22 protein-coding genes, 1 tRNA gene, 2 pseudogenes and 1 riboswitch are annotated in these 26598 nt (G+C 60.3%); of the genes and pseudogenes, 16 read left to right on the top strand and 9 right to left on the bottom strand.

Going from position 1 to position 26598, the window contains the following annotated elements; genetic code table 11:
* Window positions 1-2 precede the first annotated feature (2 nt).
* Window positions 3-1070 carry a glycosyltransferase family 4 protein gene (locus HMPREF3104_RS04505; protein ID WP_070494562.1) on the top strand — a complete coding sequence of 356 codons (1068 nt, stop codon included), beginning with the start codon at window positions 3-5 and terminating at the stop codon, window positions 1068-1070.
* A 5-nt stretch (window positions 1071-1075) separates the two neighbouring features.
* Here HMPREF3104_RS04505 and HMPREF3104_RS04500 read toward each other — a convergent pair whose 3' ends face one another.
* The 3 genes from HMPREF3104_RS04500 to HMPREF3104_RS04490 all read right to left on the bottom strand — a co-directional run bounded on the left by HMPREF3104_RS04500 (window position 1076) and on the right by HMPREF3104_RS04490 (window position 4037).
* Window positions 1076-1528: a DIP1984 family protein gene (locus HMPREF3104_RS04500; protein ID WP_052205853.1), complete on the bottom strand. Its 453-nt coding sequence runs from the start codon at window positions 1526-1528 to the stop codon at window positions 1076-1078.
* Between the two features lie 552 nt (window positions 1529-2080).
* Window positions 2081-2332 carry a three-helix bundle dimerization domain-containing protein gene (locus HMPREF3104_RS04495; RefSeq protein ID WP_052205855.1) on the bottom strand — a complete coding sequence of 84 codons (252 nt, stop codon included), beginning with the start codon at window positions 2330-2332 and terminating at the stop codon, window positions 2081-2083.
* A 241-nt stretch (window positions 2333-2573) separates the two neighbouring features.
* Window positions 2574-4037: an MmpA family trehalose lipid delivery protein gene (locus HMPREF3104_RS04490; protein ID WP_083278929.1), complete on the bottom strand. Its 1464-nt coding sequence runs from the start codon at window positions 4035-4037 to the stop codon at window positions 2574-2576.
* A gap of 24 nt (window positions 4038-4061) precedes the next feature.
* On the opposite strand from HMPREF3104_RS04490, the gene HMPREF3104_RS12580 reads away from it, so the two are divergent.
* Window positions 4062-5069, top strand: a complete 1008-nt coding sequence (locus HMPREF3104_RS12580) for an acyltransferase family protein (RefSeq protein ID WP_246816356.1) — start codon at window positions 4062-4064, stop codon at window positions 5067-5069.
* Between the two features lie 1376 nt (window positions 5070-6445).
* Here HMPREF3104_RS12580 and HMPREF3104_RS12730 read toward each other — a convergent pair.
* A pseudogene (locus HMPREF3104_RS12730) lies at window positions 6446-7882 on the bottom strand (alpha-(1->3)-arabinofuranosyltransferase family protein); the annotation flags it as partial.
* The gene (locus tag HMPREF3104_RS04475; protein WP_052205860.1) at window positions 7882-8067 is read right to left on the bottom strand and encodes a DUF2613 domain-containing protein; all 186 of its coding nucleotides are present in this window, start codon (window positions 8065-8067) and stop codon (window positions 7882-7884) included. The gene HMPREF3104_RS04475 and the pseudogene HMPREF3104_RS12730, both read right to left, overlap by 1 nt.
* A 67-nt stretch (window positions 8068-8134) precedes the next feature.
* Here HMPREF3104_RS04475 and HMPREF3104_RS04470 point away from each other — a divergent pair, with 67 nt between their 5' ends.
* Complete coding sequence (locus tag HMPREF3104_RS04470; RefSeq protein WP_083278928.1) at window positions 8135-9250, top strand: glycoside hydrolase family 3 N-terminal domain-containing protein; 1116 nt, start codon at window positions 8135-8137, stop codon at window positions 9248-9250.
* A gap of 162 nt (window positions 9251-9412) precedes the next feature.
* Complete coding sequence (locus HMPREF3104_RS04465) at window positions 9413-10987, top strand: VanW family protein (RefSeq protein ID WP_083278933.1); 1575 nt, start codon at window positions 9413-9415, stop codon at window positions 10985-10987.
* A 14-nt stretch (window positions 10988-11001) separates the two neighbouring features.
* On the opposite strand, the gene HMPREF3104_RS04460 is transcribed toward HMPREF3104_RS04465, so the two are convergent.
* A complete protein-coding gene (locus tag HMPREF3104_RS04460) occupies window positions 11002-11817 on the bottom strand; it encodes an alpha/beta fold hydrolase (protein ID WP_246816355.1) in 816 nt (271 codons plus the stop codon).
* A gap of 68 nt (window positions 11818-11885) precedes the next feature.
* A riboswitch (SAM riboswitch) is annotated at window positions 11886-12010 on the top strand.
* Window positions 12011-12027: 17 nt separating this feature from the next.
* Here HMPREF3104_RS04460 and HMPREF3104_RS04455 point away from each other — a divergent pair.
* Window positions 12028-12591, top strand: a complete 564-nt coding sequence (locus HMPREF3104_RS04455) for a hypothetical protein (protein WP_070494558.1) — start codon at window positions 12028-12030, stop codon at window positions 12589-12591.
* 269 nt (window positions 12592-12860) lie between these two features.
* Here HMPREF3104_RS04455 and HMPREF3104_RS04450 read toward each other — a convergent pair whose 3' ends face one another.
* Window positions 12861-13556 carry a hypothetical protein gene (locus tag HMPREF3104_RS04450; RefSeq protein ID WP_052205869.1) on the bottom strand — a complete coding sequence of 232 codons (696 nt, stop codon included), beginning with the start codon at window positions 13554-13556 and terminating at the stop codon, window positions 12861-12863.
* Window positions 13557-13816: 260 nt separating this feature from the next.
* On the opposite strand from HMPREF3104_RS04450, the gene HMPREF3104_RS04445 reads away from it, so the two are divergent.
* From HMPREF3104_RS04445 to HMPREF3104_RS04420, 6 genes are all read left to right on the top strand, one after another.
* Window positions 13817-14959, top strand: a complete 1143-nt coding sequence (locus tag HMPREF3104_RS04445; RefSeq protein WP_246816353.1) for a recombinase family protein — start codon at window positions 13817-13819, stop codon at window positions 14957-14959.
* 85 nt (window positions 14960-15044) lie between these two features.
* Window positions 15045-16832, top strand: coding sequence for an ABC transporter ATP-binding protein (locus HMPREF3104_RS04440; RefSeq protein ID WP_052205871.1), 1788 nt, complete (start codon window positions 15045-15047; stop codon window positions 16830-16832).
* Window positions 16829-18577, top strand: a complete 1749-nt coding sequence (locus HMPREF3104_RS04435) for an ABC transporter ATP-binding protein (protein ID WP_052205872.1) — start codon at window positions 16829-16831, stop codon at window positions 18575-18577. The genes HMPREF3104_RS04440 and HMPREF3104_RS04435 overlap by 4 nt, the downstream gene beginning before the upstream one ends.
* 34 nt (window positions 18578-18611) lie before the next feature.
* On the top strand, window positions 18612-19208 hold the full coding sequence (locus tag HMPREF3104_RS04430; protein WP_035757768.1) for an MptD family putative ECF transporter S component: 597 nt from the start codon (window positions 18612-18614) through the stop codon (window positions 19206-19208).
* Complete coding sequence (locus HMPREF3104_RS04425) at window positions 19201-19887, top strand: energy-coupling factor transporter transmembrane component T family protein (RefSeq protein WP_052205874.1); 687 nt, start codon at window positions 19201-19203, stop codon at window positions 19885-19887. Before HMPREF3104_RS04430 ends, HMPREF3104_RS04425 begins: the two co-directional genes overlap by 8 nt.
* A complete protein-coding gene (locus tag HMPREF3104_RS04420) occupies window positions 19884-21275 on the top strand; it encodes an ABC transporter ATP-binding protein (protein WP_052205876.1) in 1392 nt (463 codons plus the stop codon). The genes HMPREF3104_RS04425 and HMPREF3104_RS04420 overlap by 4 nt, the downstream gene beginning before the upstream one ends.
* Before the next feature lie 180 nt (window positions 21276-21455).
* Here HMPREF3104_RS04420 and HMPREF3104_RS04415 read toward each other — a convergent pair.
* A tRNA-Gly gene (locus tag HMPREF3104_RS04415) sits at window positions 21456-21529 on the bottom strand.
* 62 nt (window positions 21530-21591) lie between these two features.
* On the opposite strand from HMPREF3104_RS04415, the gene dcd reads away from it, so the two are divergent.
* The 5 genes from dcd (at window position 21592) to HMPREF3104_RS04395 (ending at window position 26099) form a co-directional block, all read left to right on the top strand.
* Window positions 21592-22155, top strand: a complete 564-nt coding sequence (gene dcd / locus HMPREF3104_RS04410) for a dCTP deaminase (protein ID WP_052205878.1) — start codon at window positions 21592-21594, stop codon at window positions 22153-22155.
* A gap of 34 nt (window positions 22156-22189) precedes the next feature.
* Window positions 22190-22915: a hypothetical protein gene (locus HMPREF3104_RS04405; protein WP_070494557.1), complete on the top strand. Its 726-nt coding sequence runs from the start codon at window positions 22190-22192 to the stop codon at window positions 22913-22915.
* Between the two features lie 43 nt (window positions 22916-22958).
* Entirely contained in the window at window positions 22959-24290 is a 1332-nt protein-coding gene (locus HMPREF3104_RS04400) for a UDP-glucose dehydrogenase family protein (RefSeq protein ID WP_070494556.1), read from the top strand.
* Window positions 24257-24460 (top strand): antitoxin VbhA family protein, encoded by a 204-nt coding sequence (locus HMPREF3104_RS12940; RefSeq protein WP_371441038.1) that lies wholly within the window; start codon window positions 24257-24259, stop codon window positions 24458-24460. The genes HMPREF3104_RS04400 and HMPREF3104_RS12940 overlap by 34 nt, the downstream gene beginning before the upstream one ends.
* Window positions 24461-24563: 103 nt before the next feature.
* Window positions 24564-26099 carry an FMN-binding glutamate synthase family protein gene (locus HMPREF3104_RS04395; protein WP_246816352.1) on the top strand — a complete coding sequence of 512 codons (1536 nt, stop codon included), beginning with the start codon at window positions 24564-24566 and terminating at the stop codon, window positions 26097-26099.
* A 22-nt stretch (window positions 26100-26121) separates the two neighbouring features.
* Here HMPREF3104_RS04395 and HMPREF3104_RS04390 read toward each other — a convergent pair.
* A pseudogene (locus tag HMPREF3104_RS04390) lies at window positions 26122-26598 on the bottom strand (hypothetical protein); the annotation flags it as partial.

Raw genomic sequence — 26598 nt, 5'->3', positions numbered from 1 at the left:
CGATGAAGATACTGCTGATGTGCTGGCGCGATTCCACCCACCCGCAAGGCGGTGGTTCGGAGCGCTACCTTGAGCGCGTCGGCGAGTACCTGGCGGCGCAGGGTCACGAGGTGATTTACCGCACCGCGAAGCACACCGATGCGCCGCGGCGTTCCACCAAAAACGGGGTGCGGTATGAGCGCGCAGGCGGCAAGTACGGCGTCTACGTGCTGGCGCCACTGTCGATTCTGCACAACCGGCCGGACGTGGTGGTGGATACCCAAAACGGCATCCCGTTTTTCGCCCGCCTGTTTTTCCGCCCAACGGTGCTGCTCACGCACCATTGCCACCGCGAACAATGGCCGGTGGCAGGTCCGGTTATTGGTCGCTTCGGCTGGTTTTTGGAGTCCAAGATCGCGCCGCGGATATATCGCGGGGCGAGGTATGTGACGGTCTCGGAGGCGTCGAAAAGCGAACTGCTCTCACTCGGTGTGACTGAGCCGATTGACATTGTGGAAAACGGGGTGGATCCGGTGGCGAGGGGCATTTCCCTGCTTGACGACGCCAACGTGCACCTCATCACCGTCTCCCGCCTCGTCCCGCACAAGCGCATTGAGCTGGCGATTGATGCCGTCGCCGCGATTGAGGGGGCGGTGCTGGATGTAGTGGGCTCCGGCTGGTGGGACGACAAGCTGCGTGAATACGCGCGAAGCCGCGGCCTGGGCCCGGACAAGGTGGTGTTCCACGGGCACGTGTCCGAGGAACACAAACATGCGCTGCTGGAGCGCGCCGCGGTGCACCTGCTGCCCTCACGGAAGGAAGGCTGGGGGATTGCGGTGATTGAGGCCGCGCAGCACGGCGTGCCGACGGTGGCGTTTTCCTCCGCCGGCGGCGTACGCGACTCCATCGTGGACGGCGTGACGGGCCGCCTTGTTGCTGATGGCGAGTCTTTTACCGACGCCGTCATTGAGACCATGCGCGGCGATTATGGCGAGGCCGCTCGTTTGTGGGCTGGCCGGTTCTCCTGGGAGGAGACGGGGCGCCGGTTCGAGCAGGTGCTCGAAGAGGTTGTCGCGGACTCAGCTAAATGAGCTGGCTAAATGAGCTGGGTAGACCAATTCAGCTGCTGAATCTTGGTGTCTAGCTGGCGGTATTCGGCAGACGCCGTGTCTGCCATGGCGCGCAGTTGCGCAACGTCCACGGTGGGGACGTAGCGCACCTCCGAACGGGAGTAACGGTTCTGGCGAGCAGAGCCGGCGTCCGCCACGTGCGAGTACAGGCGGCGGGCGCGCAGCAATGCGTCTCTGCGCGCAATCGCATCCGTCAACGTCGCCCCCTCAAACGGGGTTTGCGAGTTGGTGTGGTTAATGCGACGCACCAGCGTCTCAATCTCCTGCAGGAGTTCCGAGGCCTCATTGAGCATGGCAGTCGGATCCTCAGCAGGCGTGTCGCCTTCCTGGATCAGCGCGCCCTCCGTCAGGCGCTGCGTCAGCGCGTTGAGACGATCCTGCGCCTCAGCGCGGCGGGCGAGTGCTTCTGCAAGCAACATGCTGGTTCTCCTTCTGTGTTTATGTCCCCGTTCCCAACCCTCACCTGCACGAAACTGCTGCTTCAAACCCCCAACGCCGCGGTAGTAACTGGTAATCAATGCTGACCCCTTGTGAGGATCTATGCCCATGTGCGTTGTGCAGGCTACAAAACTGTGCTGTGGGCAGAGTTGAACTGCCCGGCCCTACTGTGTAGCCACAGGGCGCCATAGAGCTGCCATAACCCAGGCAGTGGCGGGGTTCTTGGCGTTCGCTGAGTTTTTGCAGGCAGCTCGTGCAAGCTACCGACATGGTTTAAAAGCCTAGCAGCTTTTGTCCTGGCCTTGGCTTTGCCCTGCTCCCGTTCTGCCCTTGGCCTTGCCCTGCACCGGCCCTAGCTTGACATAACGTTTATCTGCTAGTGGCGCATGTGGGCTCCTAGCACACAACGCATTTTCGACGATTTGTCTCAACAACCGACCTGCGGGGATAGAGGGCCATAAAAAATGTCTGCTAGTGAGACGTCACGTCCCACTAGCAGACATTTTTCGCTATGAAATTTTGCGCGTGAAGTCCTACGCGGAGGCCGGGAAGAGCTCGCCTGCGTACAGGCGGTTCTTCATTTCCTTCTCCACCAGGACCGGCAGGAAGTCTTCAACCTTGGCGCCGGCGCGGCGGGAGCGGAGGACGGCGTCGAAAGCGTCGTTGATCTCCATGGCGTCGAAACGATCCGACCACTCAGCGATCAGGTCTTCGCGGATATTGCGCAGGGCGCGCTCGCGAACGATGGAGAAGTCGATGTTGTTGATGTCCTTGAAGCTACGCATTGTTCTAGTTCCTTTCAGATGAGTTGTGCGGTTACGCGTCTCGTGTATGTACGGCGGTATGTGAGGCCGAAAAGTTGTCAGTTGTGATTGCAGATGTTGCGTGGTGCCTATGTGGCATCCTGGGGGCCTCCTCTCGTAACCATTTGTTAACCTGCAGTTCACTTTAAGCATGTGGCACGAATCATGCAAGGGTGTCCACGATTGGCGGCCGCCATTAATGGGTGAAGCTCAACTAATATCGCTAAATGTGCAGGTCAGGGGAGAAGTGGTTTGAAATGTGATCTTGGTCACGTTTCGTGATTCCGAGCAGCGGAACCGCGCACCACAACGCAAAAAGTGCTACCCCAAGCGGCGGCAAACCACGCGCGGGAGCCCCCGTATCCAGCACGGATCCGTCCTCGAGCACCACGAGCCCAACGCCGAGGTCCCGAAGCAAATCCACGGACCCACCAGGCCCAGCGGCCCCACCAGAGCCAACAGCATCAGAAGCCGCCACCCAACGCGCCGATGGCGGATCTACCTCCACGCCGTCGACTGAAAGTGCGCCGGATTCCACCACGTTCATGGCTTTGGGGGTGGGGTTGAGGGTGGGCGTGTGGGCGTCGGTAAGCAGAAGCGTCGGCGCGTTTTCGAAGAAGATGTCGCGGCCCTTGTGATCAACCGCAGGTACGGCAACCGTGGTGGGTGCCAGGGCGGACAAGGCGAGTGATGCGTCCGGGACCTGCAGGAATGCAACACCCAGAGCGGCGGCGGCACACCTGCCGCTGAGGTGGCCCGCGGCGGCGGTGCAGGCGGGGAGGGTGAGGAGGAGGAACTTGGTGGAGTCGCGAAGCAACCCGCCCCCGGGCATGTGCTGCACAACCGGAGCAGTCAGCCCGGCCCAGGCGGCGAGCGGGATGGCCGCACCCAGGGCAGCAAGCCACAGCCAGCGACGCGGAACACCGCGCCAGCCGAGCGCCAACAGCGGCAACAAGAACAGGCCAAACAGCGCAAAGCCAACCTCGCGCGACCACGGCACCGCCGCACCGTTCCAGATCCCGCCAAGGCCCATTAGAGAACCCAGCGTGCCTACGAACGCCTCCGCGCGCGGGGCGAAGGCCTGCACCGCCGCCGCCGAAGATGTACCACCGCTACCTGCGGCAACGCTGGCCACAACCCACGGCGCGCACGTCACCACAGAAACCAACACACCGCGCCACCCGCGCGAAAACGCCGCCGCCGCAAGCGCGCCCGTAGGCGTCAACGACGCCAACCAATGCGCAAGCACCCGCAGCGGCACCGGCGCGCAAAACACCGCAGGCAACAGCCACGCCGCGACAACCAAGGACCACTGGCCCTGCAAGAGGCGTTCGACCACAAACGGGTTCCACAGCAGCACCGTCATCGCCGCGGCCTTGCCAAAAGGGCTGCGACCCAGCCGGTAGGCGCTCACCGCGGCGCACGTGGCCGCGGCAACCATAATCACGCGCAGCGCCAGTACCGGGTCTGGAACGATGGCTAGTAGCGCATCCTGCGGCACGTTGCGCGCCGGCAGATCGCCGTAGCCGAGGGAGGCGCGGGTGAGGTACATGCCGTCGAACACCAGCATGTCGCGCAGCGCAAACGCCTGGCCGGGCATGAGAAACGGCCACGTCACCGCAACAACAAGGGCGGCACCGTAGGCCACTACGGGGTTGAAGTGGCGGGCGTTTCCTACAATGGCCACATCGCAAACCCTAACGTATCTCCAGTGCTGCCCCAGCTTGATGGCCTGCGCGGCCTCGCTGCCCTTGGCATTTTGACCACGCATGTGGCCTTCCAGACCGGGCTGACGTCCACGTTTGTGGAGCGCTTTGATTACTTCGTCGCGGTGTTTTTCGCACTTTCGGCTTTCCTGCTCTCTCGCGGTCAGTGGGTGGCAAAGGGCTATTACTATCGACGCCTCGTCCGTCTCGCCCCGGCCTACCTCACCTGCGTGGCCGTGGTCCTTGTCGCCCTGCCGCCGCTGACCAACGTGAGCCTCCAACAGGTGCTGGCCAATGTTTTTTTGCTGCAGGTCTACGTGCCCGACGGGCTTATCGAGGGGCTGACGCAACTGTGGTCCCTGTGCGTGGAGGTGGCGTTCTACCTGGTGCTTCCCGCATACATGGCGTTGGGGGAGCGCGGCCGTCAGCTTGCGCTGCTGATTGCCGTGCCGTTTGGGTTGGCGTGGCCGTGGCTGGTGGACCAGCAGACGTGGCCGCCGTCGTACGCTCCGTGGTTCGCGGTGGGCCTGGTCTTGGCGGAGCTGGAGCGCCTCGGCGTGCGCTGGCGCGGGCCGCGCTGGCCCTGGTTGCTGGCCGCCGCAGCCATCGCGTACCTGGCGGGTCTTGCAGGTCCCGCTGGGCTGACACACCCAACACCTGCAGAGTTCAACGTGCGGGTGATTTTGGGGACGTTCTTCGCCGCGTTCATCGTTGGCCCGTATGCGCTAGCCGGGCCGGAAGCCGGGGCGCAAAGTGTGCTTGCCAGCCACCCCATGCGCACGTTGGGCCGCTGGTCATACTCGCTGTTTTTGTGGCACGTGGCGGTGCTCTACTTCGCCTTCCCGGTAATTGGCGTGCCCTGGTTCAGCGGCCACTTCGTACCGGTGTGGGTGTTTACTACTGCGGGGTCGCTGGTGGTGTCGTACGCCTCGTACGAGCTGGTGGAGCGTCCCGCGGCCGCCGCGATGGCCAAGCATCCGGCGAAGGTGAGCAAGAGGCTGTCGCCCGCGTAGTTTTCCGCAGGCCACGGTGCGCGCGCCAGCCACAGTCCGGCGACCAACATCGCGCCAAACGCTAGCCAGCTGCCGCGGATCAAGGTGAAGCGCTCAACCACCCAGGCGGTTGCCAACGCCGCCGCACCGACTAGCGGGTTCGCAGCCAGCACCGCCGCGCCGGCAATTGGGCGCGCCAGCGCACGTGGCGCTGGCCCCGAGCGGCGCCACGGCACCCACAGACACGCCGCCACCGTCAGCAGTGACAACGCCCCGCCGAAGGCCAAACTTGCACGGTACGCCACATCGCCCGCGTGCCACATGTGGAATTCGCCTGATACGCCGGGTGGGACGATAAAGGCTTGCGTGGAGGCGTCGATAAGCAAAGGCTCAAGCTCATGGGTGCCTGCGCTTGCGCGCAACCCCGAGTTGAACCCGCGGGTTGTGATGATGATGCGTTCGGTATCGGCCGCATCAATCGTGCCGTCGAAGGGCGACCAGGTGGGCAGCGCCAAGGGTTGGGTGAGCATGACCACCTTCGCGCGGCTGGTCAGCTCGTGTGTGCCGGCGGGCAGGTGGACTGGGCCGGGGGAATGCTCAGTGCCGTTGATGGTGGCGCGCGCGGTCAGTTGCCACGTGGCGTCCGTGGTGGTGGTGAAGCGGCGCTGGATCACGTCCGTGGCGGGGAAGTGGCGCTGGAAGACAAGCGTGCGGGCGTCGGTTGCGGGTAGCTCCACAATGCGCGTAACACCGGCGTCTACCTGCGTAATGCCCACCGGTTCGGTCAGTTCGAGCTCCATGACCGTGTCGTGTTTGGCTACCTCGCGCGGTTCGCCGCCGACAAGGGACACGGTGCGGCCGTCTACAACCACCTGCGTGTTTGCGGTGGCGGTGATGGTGGCGGTGGTGGCGTCACTGCGAATTGTCAGGCGTGGGGTGGGGTCGCCCGGGGCAGGCCACCAGGCGGTATCGTCCAGCCCGTCAAACGCCGAGGTCACCGAGCGTGCAGCGCTGGCGTTTGACGACGCTTCCACGCCGCCCCCCTCCATCACCACACCGACCGGGGTGCCCGCACTGGGGTAATCCTTCACGCGGTTGTACACAGAGCCATCCTCATCCAGACTGGTCAGATGTGCCGACTGGCCGTCCAAGCTGCCGTAGTTACGCACGGCCAGGGCCGGGGTATCGGTAGTGATTACAGCATCGTCTGAGGTCAGCGCCGTTGGAAAGTAGCCGAGCTCGCGCCAGATAAAGGGGAGGGCTTCGCCGCCGGCGCTAATAGGCAAAGGCGCATCGGCGGTGATCATCATGTCGCGCGCAGGGTCAAGCAGGAACACGTCCACATCACCAAAGTTCGCGGTGGGCACGCCCAAAGACGGGGTGGGGGTTTGGTGCTCAAGGTCGCGACGCACCACGACTGCGCCCACGCCGATCGCGCGCAGCGCCTCCTCATCCACCACCGCAGTCTGGCCGTCCAGGCCGCGGATAGCTTCCGGCTCTACCAGCGGGATTGCGTCGCGGAACACGAACGGGGAGTTGCACAGCGCCTGGATCGGTTCATCGCGCGTCCACCCCCACTCCTGGCGGGCGAACGAGGCCGCCGGCACCACCAACGTCCGCGTCCCCGCGGCGTGCTTATCGATGTACTCGCAAGCCTCCACCCAATCCTGGGACACGCCACCAGCAGGACCAGAGGCCCACGTGCCAACCGGCAACAGGCGCAGAGACCACGCCGGCGAGGTAGCCACCACCGCCGCCAACACCACGCATGCGACCTGCGCGCGGTTGACCCTTGCCGCCAACGCCCCAACAACAGCACCCACCCCAAGCGCCATCGGCAAACGGATCAGGGGGTCGAATTTGTGGAGGTTGCGGAAGGGGGCCAGTTGGGCGTCCAGAAGCGAAATGCCCCAATGCGCACCCGCAAGCAACGCGAAACCGATGGCGAACATGGCGACAAACTCACGCGGAAGGCGGTGCAGGCCAACCAGACCGACGGCCGCGATGGCGCAGGTGGCCAGCACAAACGTGGGTTCGGTGACCAGCAGGTGGCCTGCGGTGCGCTCCGCGTCCACAAACGGCGCCCAGGAGGTGGTGCCGCGCAGGATTTCCACCGGGTTCAGCCAGGCGGTGGTGACTGTTGCGGATTCAATGAAGTCTGTAAACGGCGGCGCGTAGCGGCCCAGGATAAGCAGCGGCCCGAGCCACCAGGCGGACACCGCCACCGCCCCGAGCGTGAACCCGGCGGCCCGCCGGACATGCCCCCGCCACAGAAGATAAATAAACGCAGGCAGGCACGCGGCGATGGTGGCGGTGGCGTTGACCGCGCCCATGCACGCCACCACGACTACAGACGCCGCCACGTTCGGCCGCCGCTGCACCAACGGCACCAGCGTCCACGGCACGAGTGCCACCGGCCAGGCCTCCGAAGAGATCGCTGTCAGCGTGGTCAGGATGCGCGGGGATAACGCGTACAACACCGCCGCCAACACCGAAGGCAGACCAGCGGGCAGTCCTATTCGGCGCGCCAGCACCAACGTCCCCGAAAACGCCAACCCCATAATCAGCGCCCACCACAAACGCTGCGTCACCCACGCGGGCACGTGCGCCAAATCCGCCAGCAGAAAGAACGCACCCTGCGGAAACAGGTACCCGTACGCCTGGTTTTGTAACTGGCCCAGCGGGAACTCGTCTGTATATATATGCGTGGCGCGCGCCAAGAAACGTGCCGGGTTAACCACCAAATCCAGCTTGGTGTCCGCGGCAACCTGCCCGGGCGGCTGTAAAAATGCGAGGCAGAACGCCCCGATCCAGCCGAGGATATGGGCGCGCACTACTGTCGGGAGCCGTACTCCGGGCCGCCGAGCACCGCGTCATCCGCCGGCACGGCCTGGCCGGTTGGCACCGTCTGCCCAGAGAACCCCGCCAGCCCCAGCACGCCCACAAGGCCGAGGACAACGCCGATGACAGCACTGGCCAAGATGGATGACATGGTGCGGTTTTCAGCAGGTTGCGGCATGCGTTGAACCCTACCAGTGAGCGGGCTGCGTAGAGTGAATGACGTTTCGTTTCCAGGGAGGTGTTTCATGCGCGCACGGCTTACGTCTGTGCTCACTGCGTGCTGCCTTGCTGCATGTTCGGGGCCTTTGCTTGACGACGCCCAAACGCCCACCCCAGCACCCGCACCAGTTCAAGCACCTGTTCAAGCACCCGTCGAAAAGCAAGAGCCCGAGCAAAACCTGCGGGCGAAGGTGGCCTCCTTGATGGTGGTGGGGGTGACTAATTACGACCAGGCGCGCTGGGCACTGGACCAGGGCGTGGGCGGGTTGATCATCCCGAGCTGGGCGGATCCGGCGCTACTGACGGAGCCGGGCCGTAACATTAACGCGCTGCGGGAGCAGTACCCGCGGGCCTTTTCCGTAGCGATTGATTTTGAAGGCGGCCGCGTCCAGCGCCACACGCAGGTGCTGGGTAGCTTCATGCCGCCGCGCGCGCTGGCTGGCAACCCGCCGGAGGTGATCCAGGGGACCGGCTATGACATTGGCGTTTCCCTGCGCAACCACGGCATCAATGTGGATTACGCCCCGCTTTTGGACCTTGATGTGATTGACCTGGACATTGTGGGGGACCGCTCCTTCAACTCCGTGCCGGAGGAGGTAGTGCGCGTTGGCGGGTTGTTCTCCCAGGGGTTGGTGGACGCGGGCGTGACGCCGACGTTTAAGCACTTCCCGGGCCACGGCCGGGCCTCTGGGGATACCCACCACCAGCTGGCCGTGACCCCACCCGTGGAGGAGTTGAAGGCGCTTGACATGCTTCCGTATGGGCCGCTGCTTGCACGGTTTCCTGATGCCAGCGTGATGATGGGACACATGATCGTCCCCGGCATGGGGCCGGTAGGTGTGCCAAGTTCGCTGAACCCGGAGGCGTATCGCATCCTGCGCGAAGGCGACTACCCGGGTGGTGTGCCCTTTGACGGCGTGATTGTCACCGATGACCTCTCCGGCATGCGTGGGCTTTTAGACTTCGCGCCGACCCCGCAAGCCGTGAAGATGGCCATTGCCGCGGGCGCTGACCAGGCGTTATGGTCTACGGGCGCTGACCTGCCGGCCACGATCGACCTGGTTGTCGCCGCTGTGGAGAGCGGGGAAATACCTCTGGCGCGTGTGGACGAGGCAGCCGCGCGCGTTGAGCGTTTGCATTAGGGGGCTTTTCCAGCCGGCGAGTATCTGGCTACGCTTAACGGGGTGAGTACTGTGCAAGCACAATCCGAGTCGCGTGGCAAAGGCCGCGGCGGCAAGATTGCCGTTGGCATTTTCGTCGGCGTGCTGGCTGTCTTGCTGGCGATCTACCTGGCGGACCTGGCGATGAACCGCGGCAACGTCCCGCGCGGCACCACCGTTGGTGGAGTGGCAATTGGGGGTATGAAGCCTGAGAGCGCCAAAGGCAAGCTCCAAGACGAGCTTGGCAACATTGAAACGAACCCCGTTTCCGTACGCGCTGACCAGGCCACCGCGCAGTTCGTTCCGGCCCAGGCCGGTCTGGTGATGGATTGGGACGCAACCATTGACGCCGTTGGCGTTGAGTCCGCCAACCCGATCAGCAGGCTGCGCGGCTTGTTTACGCAGCGTGAGGTTGATGCAGTGGCGAAGGTGGATGACGCGAAGTTCAACCCCGCCATGGAAACCTTAAGCGCTGAGCTGCACCGGGATCCCGTTGATGGTGCGATCCATATTGAAGGTGGGCGTGCCAATGTGGATGAGCCGGTGTTGGGGCAGGACGTCGCCGCAAACAAGCTGAGCGAAGCGATCAAGGCCCAGTGGCTACAACCGGAAGGGGTGGAGGTTGAGCCGGTGACCGTGGAGCCTGCCGTGAACGAGGCGGCGGTGCGTGCAGCGGAGCAAGGGCCGGTGCGCGCGGCGTTGAACGGGCCGCTGACGGTGCGCAGTAATGATCCGGCGGTGGCGGCGATGGTGCCGCAGGAGCGACTGGGTGAGATCATCCAGTTCCCGGTGGTGGACGGCAAGATCCAGCCGCAGGTCAACGTGGAGGCCGCGCAGGGGATTTTGGGTGAGCAGCTCGCGCCGACGGAGGTTGAGGCGCAAAACGCGCGCGTACTCACCGGCGGCGGCGTGCAGGAATCCATCGACGGACTGGTGGTGGATTGGGAGCAAACCTTAGACGGTTTTGAGGGCAGGTTGCTTGATAGCGCCCCACGTGAATGGGACGCAACCTACAAACCAGAACCGGCGACATTTACTACTGAGGACGCCGCCAACGCTACGTTCGACCAAGTGGTTGGCAGCTTCACCACCAGCGGATACTCCGCCGCATCCGGCCAAAACATCGCCCTGGTGGCGCAGACCGTTTCGGGTGCTGTGGTCAACCCGGGTGAGACGTTCTCCTTGAACGGCTACACCGGCCCACGCGGCACGGCGCAGGGGTACGTGGAATCGGGCATCATTTTGAACGGCCGCGCGGATACCGCGGTGGGCGGCGGTATCTCCCAGTTCGCCACCACCTTGTACAACGCCGCATACTTCGCGGCGATGACGGATGTGGCGCACACCCCGCACTCCTACTACATCTCCCGCTACCCGGCCGGCCGTGAGGCGACCGTGTATGAAGGTGCCATTGACCTGCAGTTCCGCAACGACTCCCCGCACCCAGTCAAGATTGTCACCAACGTTGGCGGTGGCAGCGTCACCGTCAGTCTCATGGGCGTGAAAACCACCACCGTGGAATCCTTCAACGGTGGGCGTTGGGCGACAACGCAGCCGCAGGAGCAGCGCGTTACCGGCGGCAGCTGTATCCCGTCCTCGGGCGCGCCGGGCTTCACCACTTCTGACACGCGAGTGATCTATGACCTTGCGGGCAACGAGCTTTCCCGCGAAACCCAGACCACGGTGTACACCCCAGTGCCGATTGTGAAGTGTGGCTAGTTCTTCTCAGTTGCTCAGTGGATCTCCAGCGCCGGCGGCGTGTGCTCGCCCACTTTACGGGTGAGCCCCCACGCGGTTAGTGCAGCGTAGAGCGGGTTGCGTGGCATGAGTGAGTGGAGCGGCGCGTAGCCGTCGTAAATCGCACCGGAGTCAATGTTGACCACGTCGGCGCCACCGACCGCGTTCAGTTGCGACGCCGAATTCGGCGTCACCACATGATCCCTGGGGGAGTAGATCGAGGTGTACACGATCGACGGGTCCGTATCCGGCACGTCCGCGAACCGCTTCAGCCACGCCGAGCCCACAAGCTGCTGCGACGCGCCGGAAGCAAGCAGTGCCGTCAGGCGCGGATAGCGTGCCGCCACCTTCCCTAGGCGGCCAGCCCAGCCCCGCATGTCCGTGCCGTGGAAGTTGCCGCCCATGGCCACCACGCGCCGCACTTTGGGCGCCCCACCGCGAGCGATGAACAGCTTGGTCATCAGCGCGCCTTGGGAGTGCGCCACAATATCCACCTGTGTAGCGCCGGTTTCACGCAGCACGCGCTCCACGTTTTGCGCGACGTCCTCCACAATCGCATCCAGGTCGCCCACGCCGAAAAACCCGGGCGCGATCATGTCACCGTAGTCGTATCCCCACACCCAAAAACCTTGGGCAGCCAGGTAATTCGCGTTCTCCTTGAACGACGCCGTCCGCGAGTTAATCCCATGGATATACAGCACCGGCGTCGGGTGCGTTGGCACGAAATCCGGGTTGTTAAACGGCAGGCTGGGTCGCTCCTGCAGTCCCAGCGCCGCGCCGTACCCAAGTGCCAGTGTTATAAACCATTTCACCCCCAAGAGCTTATTGCTTTTCGACGCCAACTTGCACCAGACAGCTCTGTCTAGTAGGGTTTCACGTGGATCACGAAGTCCGACGTATTTCAAAGCCTCCCGGCTCGTCGGCTGGCAACCGCGCACATCGCGCACGGTGCCCCCGGGAGAAGATCCGCCGGCACGAGCAATCGCCGCGCCGGAAGTGCGATTCTTCAGGAGTGTTTTCTCATGCCTACTGGCTTTCCTACAGACTGGACCCCCGCAACCGTATCCAACCTGGCCGGAGCTTCGTTCACCTTCACGTTGGACGAGACTGATGAGGCCATCGTTGCAGAATTCAACAACCCTGCCGAGGCGATGATGTTTATTACCAATACCGGTGCGAAGTTTGAGTACTCACGAATCTCCGGTGCCGTGCGTGTTGGTGGCGCCGTGGTTCCCCTGCCCAAGCAACCAAAAGCCCGTCGCGCCTGCATGTATAAGGAGTGTGACCTTGTGGCTGTCGGCCACAATCAGCACTACATTCCGGTGCTACGCGCCATGAACCAGAAGTACATGTGGTTCCCCATCGAGGTGCTTGAGCACGACGGCACCAAGATCACCTTCGCGTTTACTAGCCCGAACGGGACCGAAACGGTCTGCGCCTACAACCACAACCCTGAAGAGCTTGCGCGTGCAACGGAGTACAACCCGGATTGGAAAGTCCTGCGCTACACTACCGGTGGCGGCAGCTCCTACAAGGCGATCTTAGTGTCGATGGAACCGCCGACCCCCTGCACGGTCGCGGAGTAGTTTGAGGCCGGTTGTTGGGGTGGTACAAAACAAACGCAGAGCCCTTTCAAATAGAAGGGCTCTGCGTGGGTATGAGGGTTGCCTGTTCGGTGGCGCTTAAGATTTGGTCGAGTCCGACTTTGTGATTACGCGATTCGACACGTAGCAAGCGATGGTCACTACAGTGAGGAAACCAACTCCAAGAATCAAAGAGTCGTATCTCTCGGTTAGCATGAGTGAGAAGAACGCCCCCATAAAGAAGGGGATGATCGCTTTGATGCTGATGGTCATTAGGTGCACCTCTCGCCTTTCACGGATCCAGTCCAACGAAAATCTACGTGCAGACGATTATTACACTTTCCGTAGCTGGAGATAGCCCAGCTTGCCCCTGTGATAATGGCTCCAATTACCAAGCACGCACTTTGTCCAACTGCAGGAACTGCGCAGATGAGTGCTCCAAGAGCATAGCCTCCACCAGCGATCAGTAGATCCTGTTCGCGGGGGTGAATTCTAGCCAAAAACCAGACAAACCGTTGTGAATTCAGGTGTTGTTGGTGAGTGTGGTGAATCCACAAGCCAAGAAGGTGAGCCAGGGCGATAATGGTGATGAAGATAATCACAGCGCCGATATCGAATTCGATGCGGGCGTTGGTGGGTGAGTAGAAGCCGCCAAGCGTGATGGTAGTGGCGCTTAGGATTGCCAGAATAGGGTGGCCGGTGGCGGTGAGAGCGGTGATAAGAAAGACACCGAGGAATAGCTCGAAGCCTGTCGAGTAGCCGACTAGTAATGCGGTAATAAATGCTGCGATGTAGGTGGCGGTGCTGATGCGTGGATGGTTGGGCGCGACGATGAGGCTGAGTGCTTGGATAATGATCAGCGCGGTGAATAGTGGGGTAGTGGGGTAGTGCTGAAGGACGCCTGCGCCGCTGAAGATAAGCGCGAGAGCAGACAATGCCAAGGTTGTGGGCAAACGCTGGTCAAGCATGTCTTTTAGGCTACATGTTTATGGATGTGCCGCCAGGTGATGAAAACGCGATTGAGGCGTTCAGTCGACGTAGACGCTAAAGATCGGATAGCAAACATCGGATAGGGGTCCGAAGCGCCAAAACGGACGTTATCCGATGTTTGCTATCCGATGTTTGCCGCCGAGCCCGAGCCCGAACCCACGAAAATGACCAGGGCACAAAACCCTGGTCATATTGGAGCCGGCGAAATATTTACACCTTTGACGCCAAAGGCGAGCTATTGATCACGATCATGAGCTCACTGGCGCAAGAAGAATCCCGCTCGATCTCCGAGAACGTCACCTGGGGGCACAGGAAGCGTTTTCAAGATGGGAAAGTCATGGTGCCCTACAAATCCCTACTCGGATACAAGAAAGGAGCAGACGGCAGCCTCGTCATCGACGAAACCCAAGCTCCGACCGTCAGGCTGATCTACCAGCTGTTCCTTGACGGGATGGCCATCAGCGAAATCAAAACCGAACTCGCTGCCCGCAAGATCCTCACCCCACGCGGGAAAGAAGTGTGGTCGACATCGACAGTGCGCTCCATCCTGTCGAACGAGAAATACAAAGGCGACGCCCTGCTGCAAAAGACGTTCACCACCGATTTCCTTACTAAAAAGATGAAGGTCAACGAAGGTGAAGTACCCCAATACTACGTAACAGGCAACCACGAGCCGATTATTGCTCCACGCATCTGGGATCAAGTGCAATACGAGCTCGCCACCAGGCATGGCAACATATCGTCAGCGAAAGTCGGCTTGTTCTCCACCCGGCTCAAATGTGCTCGGTGTGGGGTGTGGTATGGGCGTAAGACGTGGGCGTCGAACACGAAATACAAGTACACAGTCTGGCAATGCAACCACAAATACACAGACGAACATCCCTGCAGCAGCGCGACGGTGAAAGACGAGCAGATCAAGGATTCTTTCGTGCAAGCGCTCAATCAACTGATCGCCCGCCGTCCGCAGCAAAGCCAGCTACCGCAGGTGCTTGGCGACATGTTCGGTACGAGCCGTTTGGAAGAACAAGCTGCCGCGTGCCAGGCGAAACTTGTGGAACTCACCGAGCAGATCGAAGCGCTGATTGCGGAAAACCAGCAACGCGCGCTCGACCAGGACGCCTACCAAGCCCGCTACACCGAATTCGATACTATCTACCGTAAGACGCTCGCATACAAAGCGAGCCTAGAGGCAGATATTGCAGCGAACACTGCCAAGCATGCCGCCGTCACCACAGCCCTAGGCGATTTGACGGGCGAACCTGTGAGCGAGTTTCACCCCGCACAATGGAGCGCTCTCATCGATCACGCCATCGTAGACGAGGATACGATCCGGTTCGTGTTCCGCACAGGTGAACAGGTGAGCATGGCCCTGAAAGAGTGATGCTCGTATCAGTTGACGTGCACGGTTAGGTACACCTCCCAGAATTTAGATAAGGTTAGCCTTGCCTAAGAAGGATGGTGTTTGCATGGACGATAGTGCAATGGATCAGGTTGTTGACGGTGAGTATGGGTCCGCGAAGGAAAAATCTGTCGCTGGCCAGAACGCAATCCGTCAGCTATCGCAGCCGGTGAAAGGCAAGCTGTTCGTCGCGCAGGTTTTGGCTTTTCTCTCTGGTGTGTTGGCTATTGCCCCGTATGTGGCTCTGGTGGAGCTTGGCAGAGAACTTATGCAAGACCAGATGGACCCGGCGCGGGTGAACTGGATTGTCATGCTTCTCGTCAGCGCATACATGACCCGGTTGACCTTATATTTTGTTGCATTGGGCGTGACGCATTTTATTGACCTGTCGTTGCGTAATCAGATGCGTCGGCAAATTGCCGCCCGAATGTCGACTGCTCCGCTGTCGTGGTTTACCCGCGAGGGTGAGGGGAAGATCCGCAAGACCATTCAGGATGATACGGCCACGGTGCATACAGTGATCGCGCACGGGCCGATCGAGAAACTGAACGCGATCGTATCCCCGCTCGCCTTGTTGATATATGCGTTTGTGGTGGATTGGCGGCTCGCTCTGCTGTCGATTGCGACGATTCCGATTTATGTGGGCATGTATGGCATGTCGATGCGTGGGATGAATGAGAAGACCGCACAAATGGACACCAAGCTCGCTCAGGTTTCGGCAACGATGGCCGAGTTCGTTGCCGGTATCTCAGTGGTGAAAGCATTCGGCAAGGTCGGCCAAGCACATAAAGCCTATTTAGATGCAGCTAACGAGTTTTCTAAGTTCTACCGGGCGTGGTGTATGCCGCTGGTGTCGATGTCGGTCGCCTCATTTTCGTGGGTGTCGATCCCGGTGTTGTTGATCGTGAACCTTGGCGGTGGCGCGTTGATGATGAACGCCGGTTGGGTGAGCATCTACGAGGTGATAACGACGACGTTGATCGCCTTGGTGCTGCCGGGAGCGTTGATGGCAGTCGCAACCATCGCCTGGTCGTACCAGCTCGCAGGGTCTGCGGCAGTGAGGCTGGTGAACGTTATGGAGCTACCAGCGTTGAGTCAGCCCGATGCGCCACAGACACCACACGGTCATGATATCGAGATTCGGGGTGTGTCGTATGCCTATGACGACACCCAGGCATTAGACGAGGTGAGCCTGAGCATTCCGGCAGGCACGGTGACCGCGCTGGTTGGCCCGTCGGGTGCGGGGAAGTCGACGTTGGCGAGTTTAATTGCCCGCTTCGATGACCCGGACGCTGGCACGATCACTATCGGCGGGGTTGATCTAAAGAGCATTTCCCAGGATGTGTTGTATTCGACGGTCGCGTTCGTCTTGCAAGATGCACAGCTTATTCGCGACACCATCCACAACAACATTGCCCTGGGCGCGCCAGACGCAACCTTGGATCAGGTGCGACAGGCGGCGAGAGCCGCGCAGATCGACGAGTTCATCATGAGCCTGCCAGATGGTTACGACACCGTGTTGGGGGAGGACACCCACGTTTCGGGCGGGCAGGCAGCCCGTATCGCGATCGCCCGGGCGCTCATGGTTGATGCCCCAGTGTTGGTGCTGGACGAGGCGACGGCGATGGCGGACCCGGAATCGGAATCGAAAATTCAACAAGCTCTCTCGACTCTTGCCAAAGGCAGAACCGTGATTGTGATCGCCCACCGGTTGGCCTCGATCAGGGGCGCGGATCAGATTGTCGTCATGGAACGCGGGCGCATTGCTGTGGTCGGTAAACACGACGAGCTGTTGGGTAATGCGCACTATCAGGCACTTCTTGCCCAAGGTGCATGTGAGGAGATGACACGATGAATCAACTATTGCTGCCACGCTTTAAGCGTTTGATGGAACCCGCCTCGTGGCGTGACCTCTCGGTCGGTCAAGCGTGGGGTGCGGTCTCAGGACTGTGTCACGGCTTTGCCCTGCTGATTCTGCTTCCCGCAGCAAGTGCCCTAGCGACCGGAATGCCGGTGTGGGGGTTATCGTTTTGGGGCTGGCTCATCGCCTTGGCGGTGATCTCGGTAGCGGGTGTAGGCACCGAGTTTTATGGCATGCGCACCGGCTATATTGGCGCGCTCGGGTTCATTCACGACGTCCACCACGCAATAGGTAACAAAGTAGCCCGCCTACCGTTGGGAGTGTTCGATTCGGGTAGCTCTGGCCGACTGTCGCGCATGGTCACCCAGGAAATGATGAACTTGGGCGAGTCGGCGGCGCACTTCATTTTCTCCCTCGTCCAAAAACTCTCAGCCGTGCTGGTGATCACTGTGGGAACCTGGTTCTGGGATTGGCGGCTGGGACTGACCTTGACGATCGCGTTCCCGATCATGCTCGCCTTCCTCCATATCTCCCGCGTGCTTCTTGATAAAGGTAAGCAGGTTTCCGAACCAGCTGAGTCAGAATTGGCGGCTCGCATGGTCGAATTCGCCACCTGCCAAGGCGCGCTGCGCTCCTGCCATGTCGCCGACGACTACCCGGCCCTTGATCGGGCATTCAAACAGGCTGACCGCAAAAGCCGCAAAGCATTGTGGATCGAAACATTAGCGAACCTGATTAATGGAATGTTCGTCCAAGCCCTTGTCGTGATAATGATCTGGCTGACCGCCCAACTCGCCCTCGGCGGGCAAATGAATGCGCTGAACGCCGTGGTCACAATCGGCATGTGCCTGCGGTTCACCACCATGCTCCAAGACATCGGTGGCTGCATGACCGGGCTGGAAGAACGCCGCCAGCAGATGAACCACGTCGACAAGGTCATGGATGCCCCCGAACTGTCCGAACCCGATGCCTCTACACCAGTGAGGGCACCTGGTGATGTTCGTTTCGAGGACGTCACCTTCGGCTACGATCCGGACACCCCGGTTCTCCGTGATATGTCCTTCCATGTCCCGCAAGGCGGCATGTGTGCCCTGGTTGGCCCTTCCGGCTGCGGAAAAACCACAATCGCGAGGTTGGTTGCACGTTTCTGGGATGTGCAGTCCGGCAGCGTACGCGTTGGCGGGGTTGATGTGCGCGAGCAGACCACCGAAGATTTGATGCGCCAGGTGTCTCTCGTTTTCCAAGACGTCTATTTATTCAATGACACTCTCGAAGCCAACATTCGCCTTGGCAATCCCGAAGCTACTGATGAAGAAATCAGGTGGGCCGCTGAGCTGTCGGGCGTGACGGAAATTGTCAACCGCCTCCCAGACGGCTGGAATTCATTGGCGGGTGCTGGCGGGCGTGCACTGTCAGGTGGGGAACGCCAACGAGTGTCCATCGCTCGCGCCTTGGTGAAGAAAGCCCCGATCGTGCTGTTCGATGAGGCCACCAGCGCGTTGGACGCGGAAAATGAAGCCAACATTGTTGCGGCGATGAACGAGCTACGCAAGCACTCCACGCTAATCGTGATCGCCCACAAACTTGAAACCATTCGCCAAGCTGACCAAATCATTGTGCTCTCCCACGATGGGCGTATCGCCCAGCGCGGGTGCCACGACGAGCTGGTCAACCAGCCAGGTCAATACCGCGATTTCTGGCAAGAACGCATCAATGCTGCCGGATGGCAACTCGTCTAAACACAGCACGTATACGCACATGAAAGGAAAAACTATGTCCACACCCACGTCCTCGCGCCTAAACACGCGCGACTTCATCAATATCGGCGTCTTCACCGCCTTGATGTTCGTCATCGTGTTTGCATTCGGAATGCTCGGGTTCATTCCGGCTGCCATGTATGCCGGCTTCTTACTCTCCATTCTCGTCAACGGCACCGTGTTCGCGCTGTTTACTGCCCGCACTCCGAAGATGGGGGCATTGACAATCATGCTGATCCTCATCGAAGTCCTCTTCTTCGTAACGGGTCACTGGGTGGGAGGAATTGCGATCGCCGCTGTGTTCGGCCTGCTCGCTGACTTGGTGATCACCAAGGGGCCGAAGAGCGTGAAAGTTCGTGTCCCGCTGGCATATGCACTGTTTATCCTGCCGATCTATGTTTCCCCGTGGATTCCGCTATTTATGAACCAAGACGCATATATGTCGCAGATCGCCGAACAAATGGGCGCCGAGTATGCCGCGAAGATGGCGCAGGTTGTCACGATTCCGATTCTGTTGGGCTTCTTCGTTGTGATGCTCATCGTGGGCTGGCTTGCTGGTCTGTTGGGAACCAGGGTGGCGCGTAAGCACTTTGAACGGGCCGGTCTTGTCTAAACTTCCCGACCCGCGCACGATTATCGTAGCGCTCGTCATCGTCTCCACCACGATCTACAGTGCCTACTCGCCGTGGTTCGTGTGTGCTCTGGGCGGATTCGCCGCCGTGATGCTGGCGAGCGCTGCGATCAATCCCAACACGCTCGTGCGCCCGAGCTGGGTTGCCGTCTACCTGGCCACGTTTGCGGCTCTCGGCACACTCGTCTTCGTGATACCACTGGTGTGGAAGTCAACGGCCAGCGCGTTCCTCGTGCTGTTTTTGCAGTGGATGTGGCGATTCAGTGTCAGCGCAGGAATGGGAGCCTACGCGATCGGTGTGATCCGACCTGCCACCTTGCAAAAAGCACTCGCCAGCTCACGAATCCCGACCTGTTTCACGATCCCGATCTCAGTCGCGTTACGTGTGCTGCCCGTGATCGGCCACGAGGTTAAAGCGATCTCAGATGCCATGAAACTACGCGGCATGTCCGCGCTTTCCCTGCGTGCGGCCCAGTACTTCACAATCCCGCTGCTATCGACCGTGGTACGCAGCGGAGACGAACTGGCATCTGCTGCCCTTGTACGCGGACTGGGCGGAACCGCAAAGCCCACCTCAGTCACGGTCGTGAAATTCCGTGTGATCGACGCGGTCATTCTGCTCATCGTTATCAGCTTCGCGATATGGAGAATCGTCCTATGACAACAGCCCAAGCAACTGGGGTCACCTTCACCTATCGGGGAGCAGACCACCCCTCAATCAATGACGTAACCATCACCATCACACCTGGAACCGTCACCTTGCTGTGTGGTGCGTCAGGGTCGGGGAAAACCACCGCGTTGCGGCTGTTTAACGGGCTCATCCCGCACTTCCACGACGGCGACCTTACCGGAAGCGTCACAGTCGACGACATTGACGTGGCACGAGTAGATTTATCAGAGCTTGCCCACCACTGTTCGACAGTGTTTCAAAACCCGCGCACCCAGTTCTACACCACTCACGTGCGTCAAGAACTCGCCTTCGGCCCAGAAAATCTCGGCCGCGACCCGCAGGAGATCTGTGCCCGCATTGACGAGGTTGCAGCCGAGTTAGGTATCGCCGACCTGTTGGAATCCCGCGTCACACAACTATCAGGCGGACAGATGCAACGCGTGGCCTGCGCCGTCGCCATGTGCAACAACACGTCGCTGATTGTCTTTGACGAGCCGACCGCGAACCTCTCAGCTGACGTTATCGACCAACTCGCCACACTCATCGCCAGGCTCAAAGCTGATGGACACACCATCATCATTGCTGAACACCGGCTAAGTTTCCTTTCCGGGATCGCTGACCGTGTCTACTGCTTCGATAAAGGTAACATCGCCCTCACCGCAACCGGCGAAGAGTTCTACGCTACCTCGGATGAGGAGCGCAAACAGCTTGGGCTGCGATCCCTAGTGACTGTGCCTATGCCACAACTTCCGCAACCGGCAGGAGATGGGCTTGAGATTGACAACCTCACCTTCGCCTACCGCCACGGAAACACGGTTCTCAACATCGGCCATCTGCTCTTTCCGGCAGGGAAAATCACAGCGCTCCTCGGCCCGTGCGGGTCAGGCAAATCAACACTGGCACGCATCATCTGCGGACTCGAAAAAGCCAAAGGTGCATCCATCACACTCAATAGGCAAAAATTCACCAACCGGGACGCATACCTCGTAATGCAAGACCCCACCCGGCAGCTATTCTCAGACACCGCTATTGACGAAGTCACGCTCGGGATAACGAGAGCCGAAAAACAACACATCGACGCCCAGGCGATCCTTAAAGAACTCGACCTCACCGACCATGAGGCTGATCATCCCCAAGCACTCTCTGGTGGGCAACGTCAACGTCTGGTTATTGCTACAGCGCTTGCCGCGAACAAGAAGGTCTACATCTTCGACGAGCCGACATCAGGTGTTGGCTACAAGCACCTTGTCGCGATTTCCCGAGTAATGCGTAAACTCGCTGACACTGGTGCCGTCGTCATCGTCATCACCCACGACGCTGAACTCGTTACCGAGGTCGCCGACCACGCTATCCACCTCGACCAAATCAACGCCTGCTAACGCAAACGCTCGCTCGGTCGAAAGAGAGGAAAGCATTTCCGCAGGTCAGGGCAAACGCGCTATACACTCGCTAACGCAAGCGATTTTCTTGACCCCCTTGGGGCGTACTCGCTAACGCAAAAGGGTACTTATCATTTTCGACGTCATAGTGGAGCCGGCGACATTGGAGCCGGCGACAATTGGAGCCGGCGACGAGAATCGAACTCGCACTCTCAGCTTGGGAAGCTGATGTTCTACCACTAAACTACGCCGGCAGCGTCCTCGACTTTAGCACCGTGCAATCCAAGCCCAAAAATGGGGAAGTACACTCGCATACGTGCTGCTTTCTGATCATGACATTCGCGACGCTATTGAGTCCGGCCGCCTCGGCATCGACCCGTTTGATCCGGAGATGATTCAACCGAGTTCGATCGATGTGCGCATTGACAGCCTGTTTCGGGTGTTCAACAACTCGAAGTACACGCACATTGATCCGAAAGAGGAGATGCCGGACCTGACCACACTGGTTGAGGTCCCGGAGGGGGATGCGTTTGTGCTGCACCCGGGCGAGTTCGTGTTGGCGGCAACGCTTGAGAGTTTTGCGTTGCCGGCGGATTTGGCGGGGCGTCTTGAAGGAAAAAGCTCCCTGGGCCGCCTAGGACTGCTGACGCACTCCACCGCAGGCTTCATTGACCCGGGTTTCTCAGGCCACATCACGCTTGAGTTGTCCAATGTGGCGAATTTGCCGATCACGTTGTGGCCGGGCATGAAGGTGGGCCAGCTTGCGTTGTTCGCTATGACCTCGGCCGCGGAGACGCCGTACGGCTCGTCCAAGTTGGGCTCGAAGTACCAGGGGCAGCGGGGGCCGACGGCGTCGAAGGCCTACCTGAACTTCCGTTAACCAACCAGAAGAACAAACCAAAAGGACGAAACCGATGGAAGATTACACACTGTATTTCACCCCGCTGCCAGTGCAGGGCGAGGATCCTGCGATTACGCAGCAGGAGATCATTGAGCTTGCCGAACGTATCGACGCTGACCATGTCATCTACGACCAGTTTGCAAAGCGCCAGGCGCGCATTTTGCAGTATGCGGCTGAGGTCGCTGCCGTCGTTAAGGACCCGCAGCTGACCAACGAGCAGCGTGCGGTGGATCTGTCCATGGCGCTGCGCAACCTTGCGTTGGCCACCTCGCTCTATGAGGAGGACGTGGATAACGCGCTTGCGAAAAACGGTAACCAGCCGGCGTTTTCCCCGGCGGTGTGTGAGCTGTTTGCGCTGCTTGCGTCCCTATACATCACGCAGGCGTTGGATGCGTTCTTGCAGCACCCGTCCGAGGTCTTCCCGGAGGCCAGCTACATGTCCGGCCCGGATGTGGTGGTCTACGATCTCGGCCGCGGCTTCTACTTCATCATTGATGATGAAGGCATGTTCACCGTCCAGGCATCCTCGGAAGAGGGGGCGTTTGATGAGCGCGCAAGGCTGTTGAGTGAGCGGGGGCCGCAGCCGTCGCACCCGATCAAGATCACGGACGCGGACGACGCACGCTTGAGCATTAAGTACGCCATGGAGGATTGGGAAGACGAAACTGGCAATACGTGGGCGGATGACCACCCGGATTTCCAGGTGGAGTTCACCGGTTACTTGGATGGCGAGGATTAACTCGCGCTGCCGATCTGGCCACCGCACGGCATAATTGCCAACTATGCGGATGACGGTGATCGGTACTGGCTATCTTGGGGCGACGCACGCGGCGTGCATGGCGGAACTTGGCCATGAGGTGCTCGGCGTGGACGTGGATCAACACAAGATTGAGGCACTGCAAAACTCCACGGTGCCTTTTTATGAGCCCGGTTTGCCGGAGGTGCTTGAGCGAAATATTGACGCAGGTCGCCTTAGCTTTTCGACGGACTACGCCACCGCCGCCTCCTTCGCCAACATCCACTTCATCGGCGTGGGTACTCCACAGCAGCGGGGGTCGTACGCGGCGGATACTCGCTACGTGGAGGCGGTTATTGATGATCTGGTGCCGAAGCTGCAGGGCCACCACATCATCTTCGGTAAATCCACCGTGCCGGTTGGTACTGCGGCGGCGTTGCAGGAACGCGCGGACAAGCTGGTTCAAAACGGCGCGAGTGTAGAAATCGCGTGGAACCCAGAGTTTTTGCGCGAAGGCTACGCGGTGAAAGACACCATTGAACCGGACCGCATTGTGCTTGGCGTCAACGCTACTCATTCCCAGGCGAAATCTTCAGCGGCGCAGGTTGCCCGCGAGGTCTATGCCACCCCGCTTGCGCACAACACGCCGTTTATTGTCACGGACCTGCAGACGGCGGAGCTGGTGAAGGTGTCGGCTAATGCCTTTTTGGCCACCAAGATCTCCTTCATCAACGCGGTAAGTGAGGTCTGTGAGATCGTCGGCGCGGACGTGACACAGCTGGCTGATGCCATTGGGCATGACGACCGCATCGGCCGCAAATTCCTCGGCGCCGGCCTCGGCTTCGGTGGTGGCTGCCTGCCCAAGGACATTCGTGCGTTCATGGCTCGCGCGGGCGAGCTGGGTGCGGACCAGGCGCTGACGTTTTTGCGCGAGGTGGACGCGATCAACATGCGCCGCCGCCAGCGCGTGGTGGACCTCGCCCGCGAGATGCTCGGTTCCCTGATCGGTACCCGCATCACGGTGCTTGGGGCGGCGTTTAAGCCGAACTCGGATGACGTGCGTGACTCGCCGGCACTCGCCGTTGCAGGTCAGCTCTCGCTCGCGGGTGCAAGTGTGCGCGTTTATGACCCGCAGGCCATGGACAACGCACGCAAAGTCTTCCCAACGCTTGATTACGCTTCTTCGCTTGAAGACGCCTTGCGCAACGCCGAACTTGTCATCCTCGCAACAGAATGGCAGGAGTTTAAGGAGATGGAGCCGGGGTGGGTTGCGGGGATCGTCGATAAGCAAAAGCTCATCGACGGCCGCAATGTGCTGCCAGCGGAAGCCTGGCAGGCAGCCGGATGGGAGATCCAAGCCCTGGGCCGCAGCCTATGAGTGATGCTTTGAGTCGGCAAAAGCTGCTTGAAGAAGCCGTAGTGAATAATCGGTTGGAGGGCCTGACTGTGAGCGCTCCTACTCGTGCAGACGGGCAACGCTGGGTCGATGGTTTGATCTCTGCAGATGAGCTTGTGAAACTGACCCGAGCTAGATATGGGCTCCACTGAGTTCTAGATTTTCGGAGGACATCCAAGCCCTGGGCCGCGGTGGCCAAAAATAGGTCTGCGATTTGTCCCACTATGTGGGCACTGTTAGGGCATGATGGGGCGCATGGCTAAGGAGAAATCCGGAAACTTTGGCAAGGTCGCCCTCGGCACAGTTGCGGCGGCGTTGGGTGGCGTGGCCATCCACGACATGACGCAGACGAAAAACCCGATCCTGCGCAACTATCCCGTCCTTGGGCACATGCGCAACATGCTCACCGATATTGGTCCGGAGCTGCGCCAATACTTCATCGAGCGTGACTGGGACGGCCGCCCATTCAACCGTGACCAGCGCAACGCTATCTATGAGCGTGCGAAGGGCAAGCAAAGCGAGACCTCGTTTGGCACGGTGCAGGACGTCTACGCCACCAACCATGAGCACCTGGTGCACACGTTGGCCCCTGTTGAGATGCCGGATGAGCCGCCGCGCATCCTTGTCGGCGGCAAGGACTGCGCCAAGCCGTACTCCATTTCCATGCTGAACGTGTCCTCGATGAGTTTCGGCTCTCTGTCCAAAAACGCCGTGCGCTCCTTGAACAAGGGCGCGGCCATGGGCGGGTTTGCACACAACACGGGTGAGGGTGGTGTCTCGCCGTACCACAAGGAATTCGGCGGTGACCTGGTGTGGCAGATGGGCACCGGCTACTTCGGTGCGCGCACGCCAGACGGTGACTTTGATCCGGTGAAGTTCCGCGACCGCGCTGCCGATGACCAGATCAAGATGGTTGAACTCAAAGTCAGCCAGGGCGCGAAGCCGGGTATTGGTGGCGTGCTGCCGGCGGACAAGATCACCAAAGAGGTCTCCGAAATCCGTGGAGTGCCCATGGGCCAGGACTGCATCAGCCCCGCAGGTCACCGCGTGTTTAGTACGCCGGTGGAGTTGGTCGAGTTCATCGCTAAGATGCGTGAGCTCTCCGGCGGCAAGCCAGCTGGCTTCAAACTGTGCGTGTCCAGCCGCAGGGAAGTGCTGGCCATCTGCAAGGCCATCCGTGAGGTTGGCACCGCGCCGGACTTCATTGTTGTGGACGGCTCCGAGGGCGGCACCGGTGCCGCACCCATCGACTTTGAAGACCACATGGGCATGCCGCTGACCCACGGATTGATGACGGTGCATAACGCCCTCGTTGGCACCGGTCTTCGTGACCAAGTCAAGATCGGCGCCTCCGGCAAGGTCGCAGGTGGTTCAGACATTGTCATGCGCATGATCCAGGGCGCTGACTACACCAACTCCGCCCGCGCCATGATGATGGCGGTTGGCTGCATCCAGGCGCAGCGCTGCCACACCGGCGAATGCCCGGCCGGCGTGGCCACCCAGGATCCGCGCCGCAACCGCGCCGTTGTGGTTAAGGACAAGGCCCAGGCGGTGTACAACTACCACCACACCACCGTCAACACCGCGGTGCGTCTCATGGCGTCCATGGGTGTGACGGATCCGGCTGACCTGACGCCTGACATGCTGCGCCGCAACATCTCACCCACGGACTCGCGCTCCTACGCCAACATCTACGAGTGGTTGCGTCCCGGCCAGCTGCTAGAAGATCCCCCGTCATCCTGGGCGCCCGACTGGAAGGCCGCCTCACCGGACACGTTCCGCCCGGTGTAGGGGAGCCTGTTGTAATTCTGAGTCAGCTGACAGAGCGAAGTAGGTCTCGGACTTGTTTAACAACATTGGCGTTGGTCGCGCGTTCCAGCTGTTGGAGGACTTTCGCTTCGCTCTGAGAGCCGCTTAGTTCCACGCAGAGTTCGTGAGCCTGTTTGAATTGAGTTGGAAATTGCATAACGAGCATAGAGATGAGCGCGGCACTGTCTACAAGCAGGATTCCTTGCTTTCGCATCCAATCCGCAGGGAAGTCCTTTAGGTTGTCAGTGACAATTATGTTGGCGTTAACACACAGCGCAGCTTGCAAAACATGACGATCTTTTGGATGTACCGAGACTGTTTCAGGAAGCTTGATATCAAACCGCGCGTCTTGAACAAGAGCTTCAGGGAGGAAGTCATTCATCAGTGCTTCAAGCCGACGTGTATCTTGAGTAGTCGCATTAATACGCTTACGTAGATTGCGCGACATTTCATCCAAAACCATTTGGCTCCAGTGAACTTG

The sequence above is a fragment of the Corynebacterium sp. HMSC30G07 genome (genome assembly GCF_001806945.1).
Taxonomy (GTDB): Bacteria; Actinomycetota; Actinomycetes; order Mycobacteriales; family Mycobacteriaceae; genus Corynebacterium; species Corynebacterium riegelii.
The sequence above is the reverse complement of the archived record's forward strand: the minus strand, read 5'-3'. Positions and strand labels throughout refer to the sequence as shown.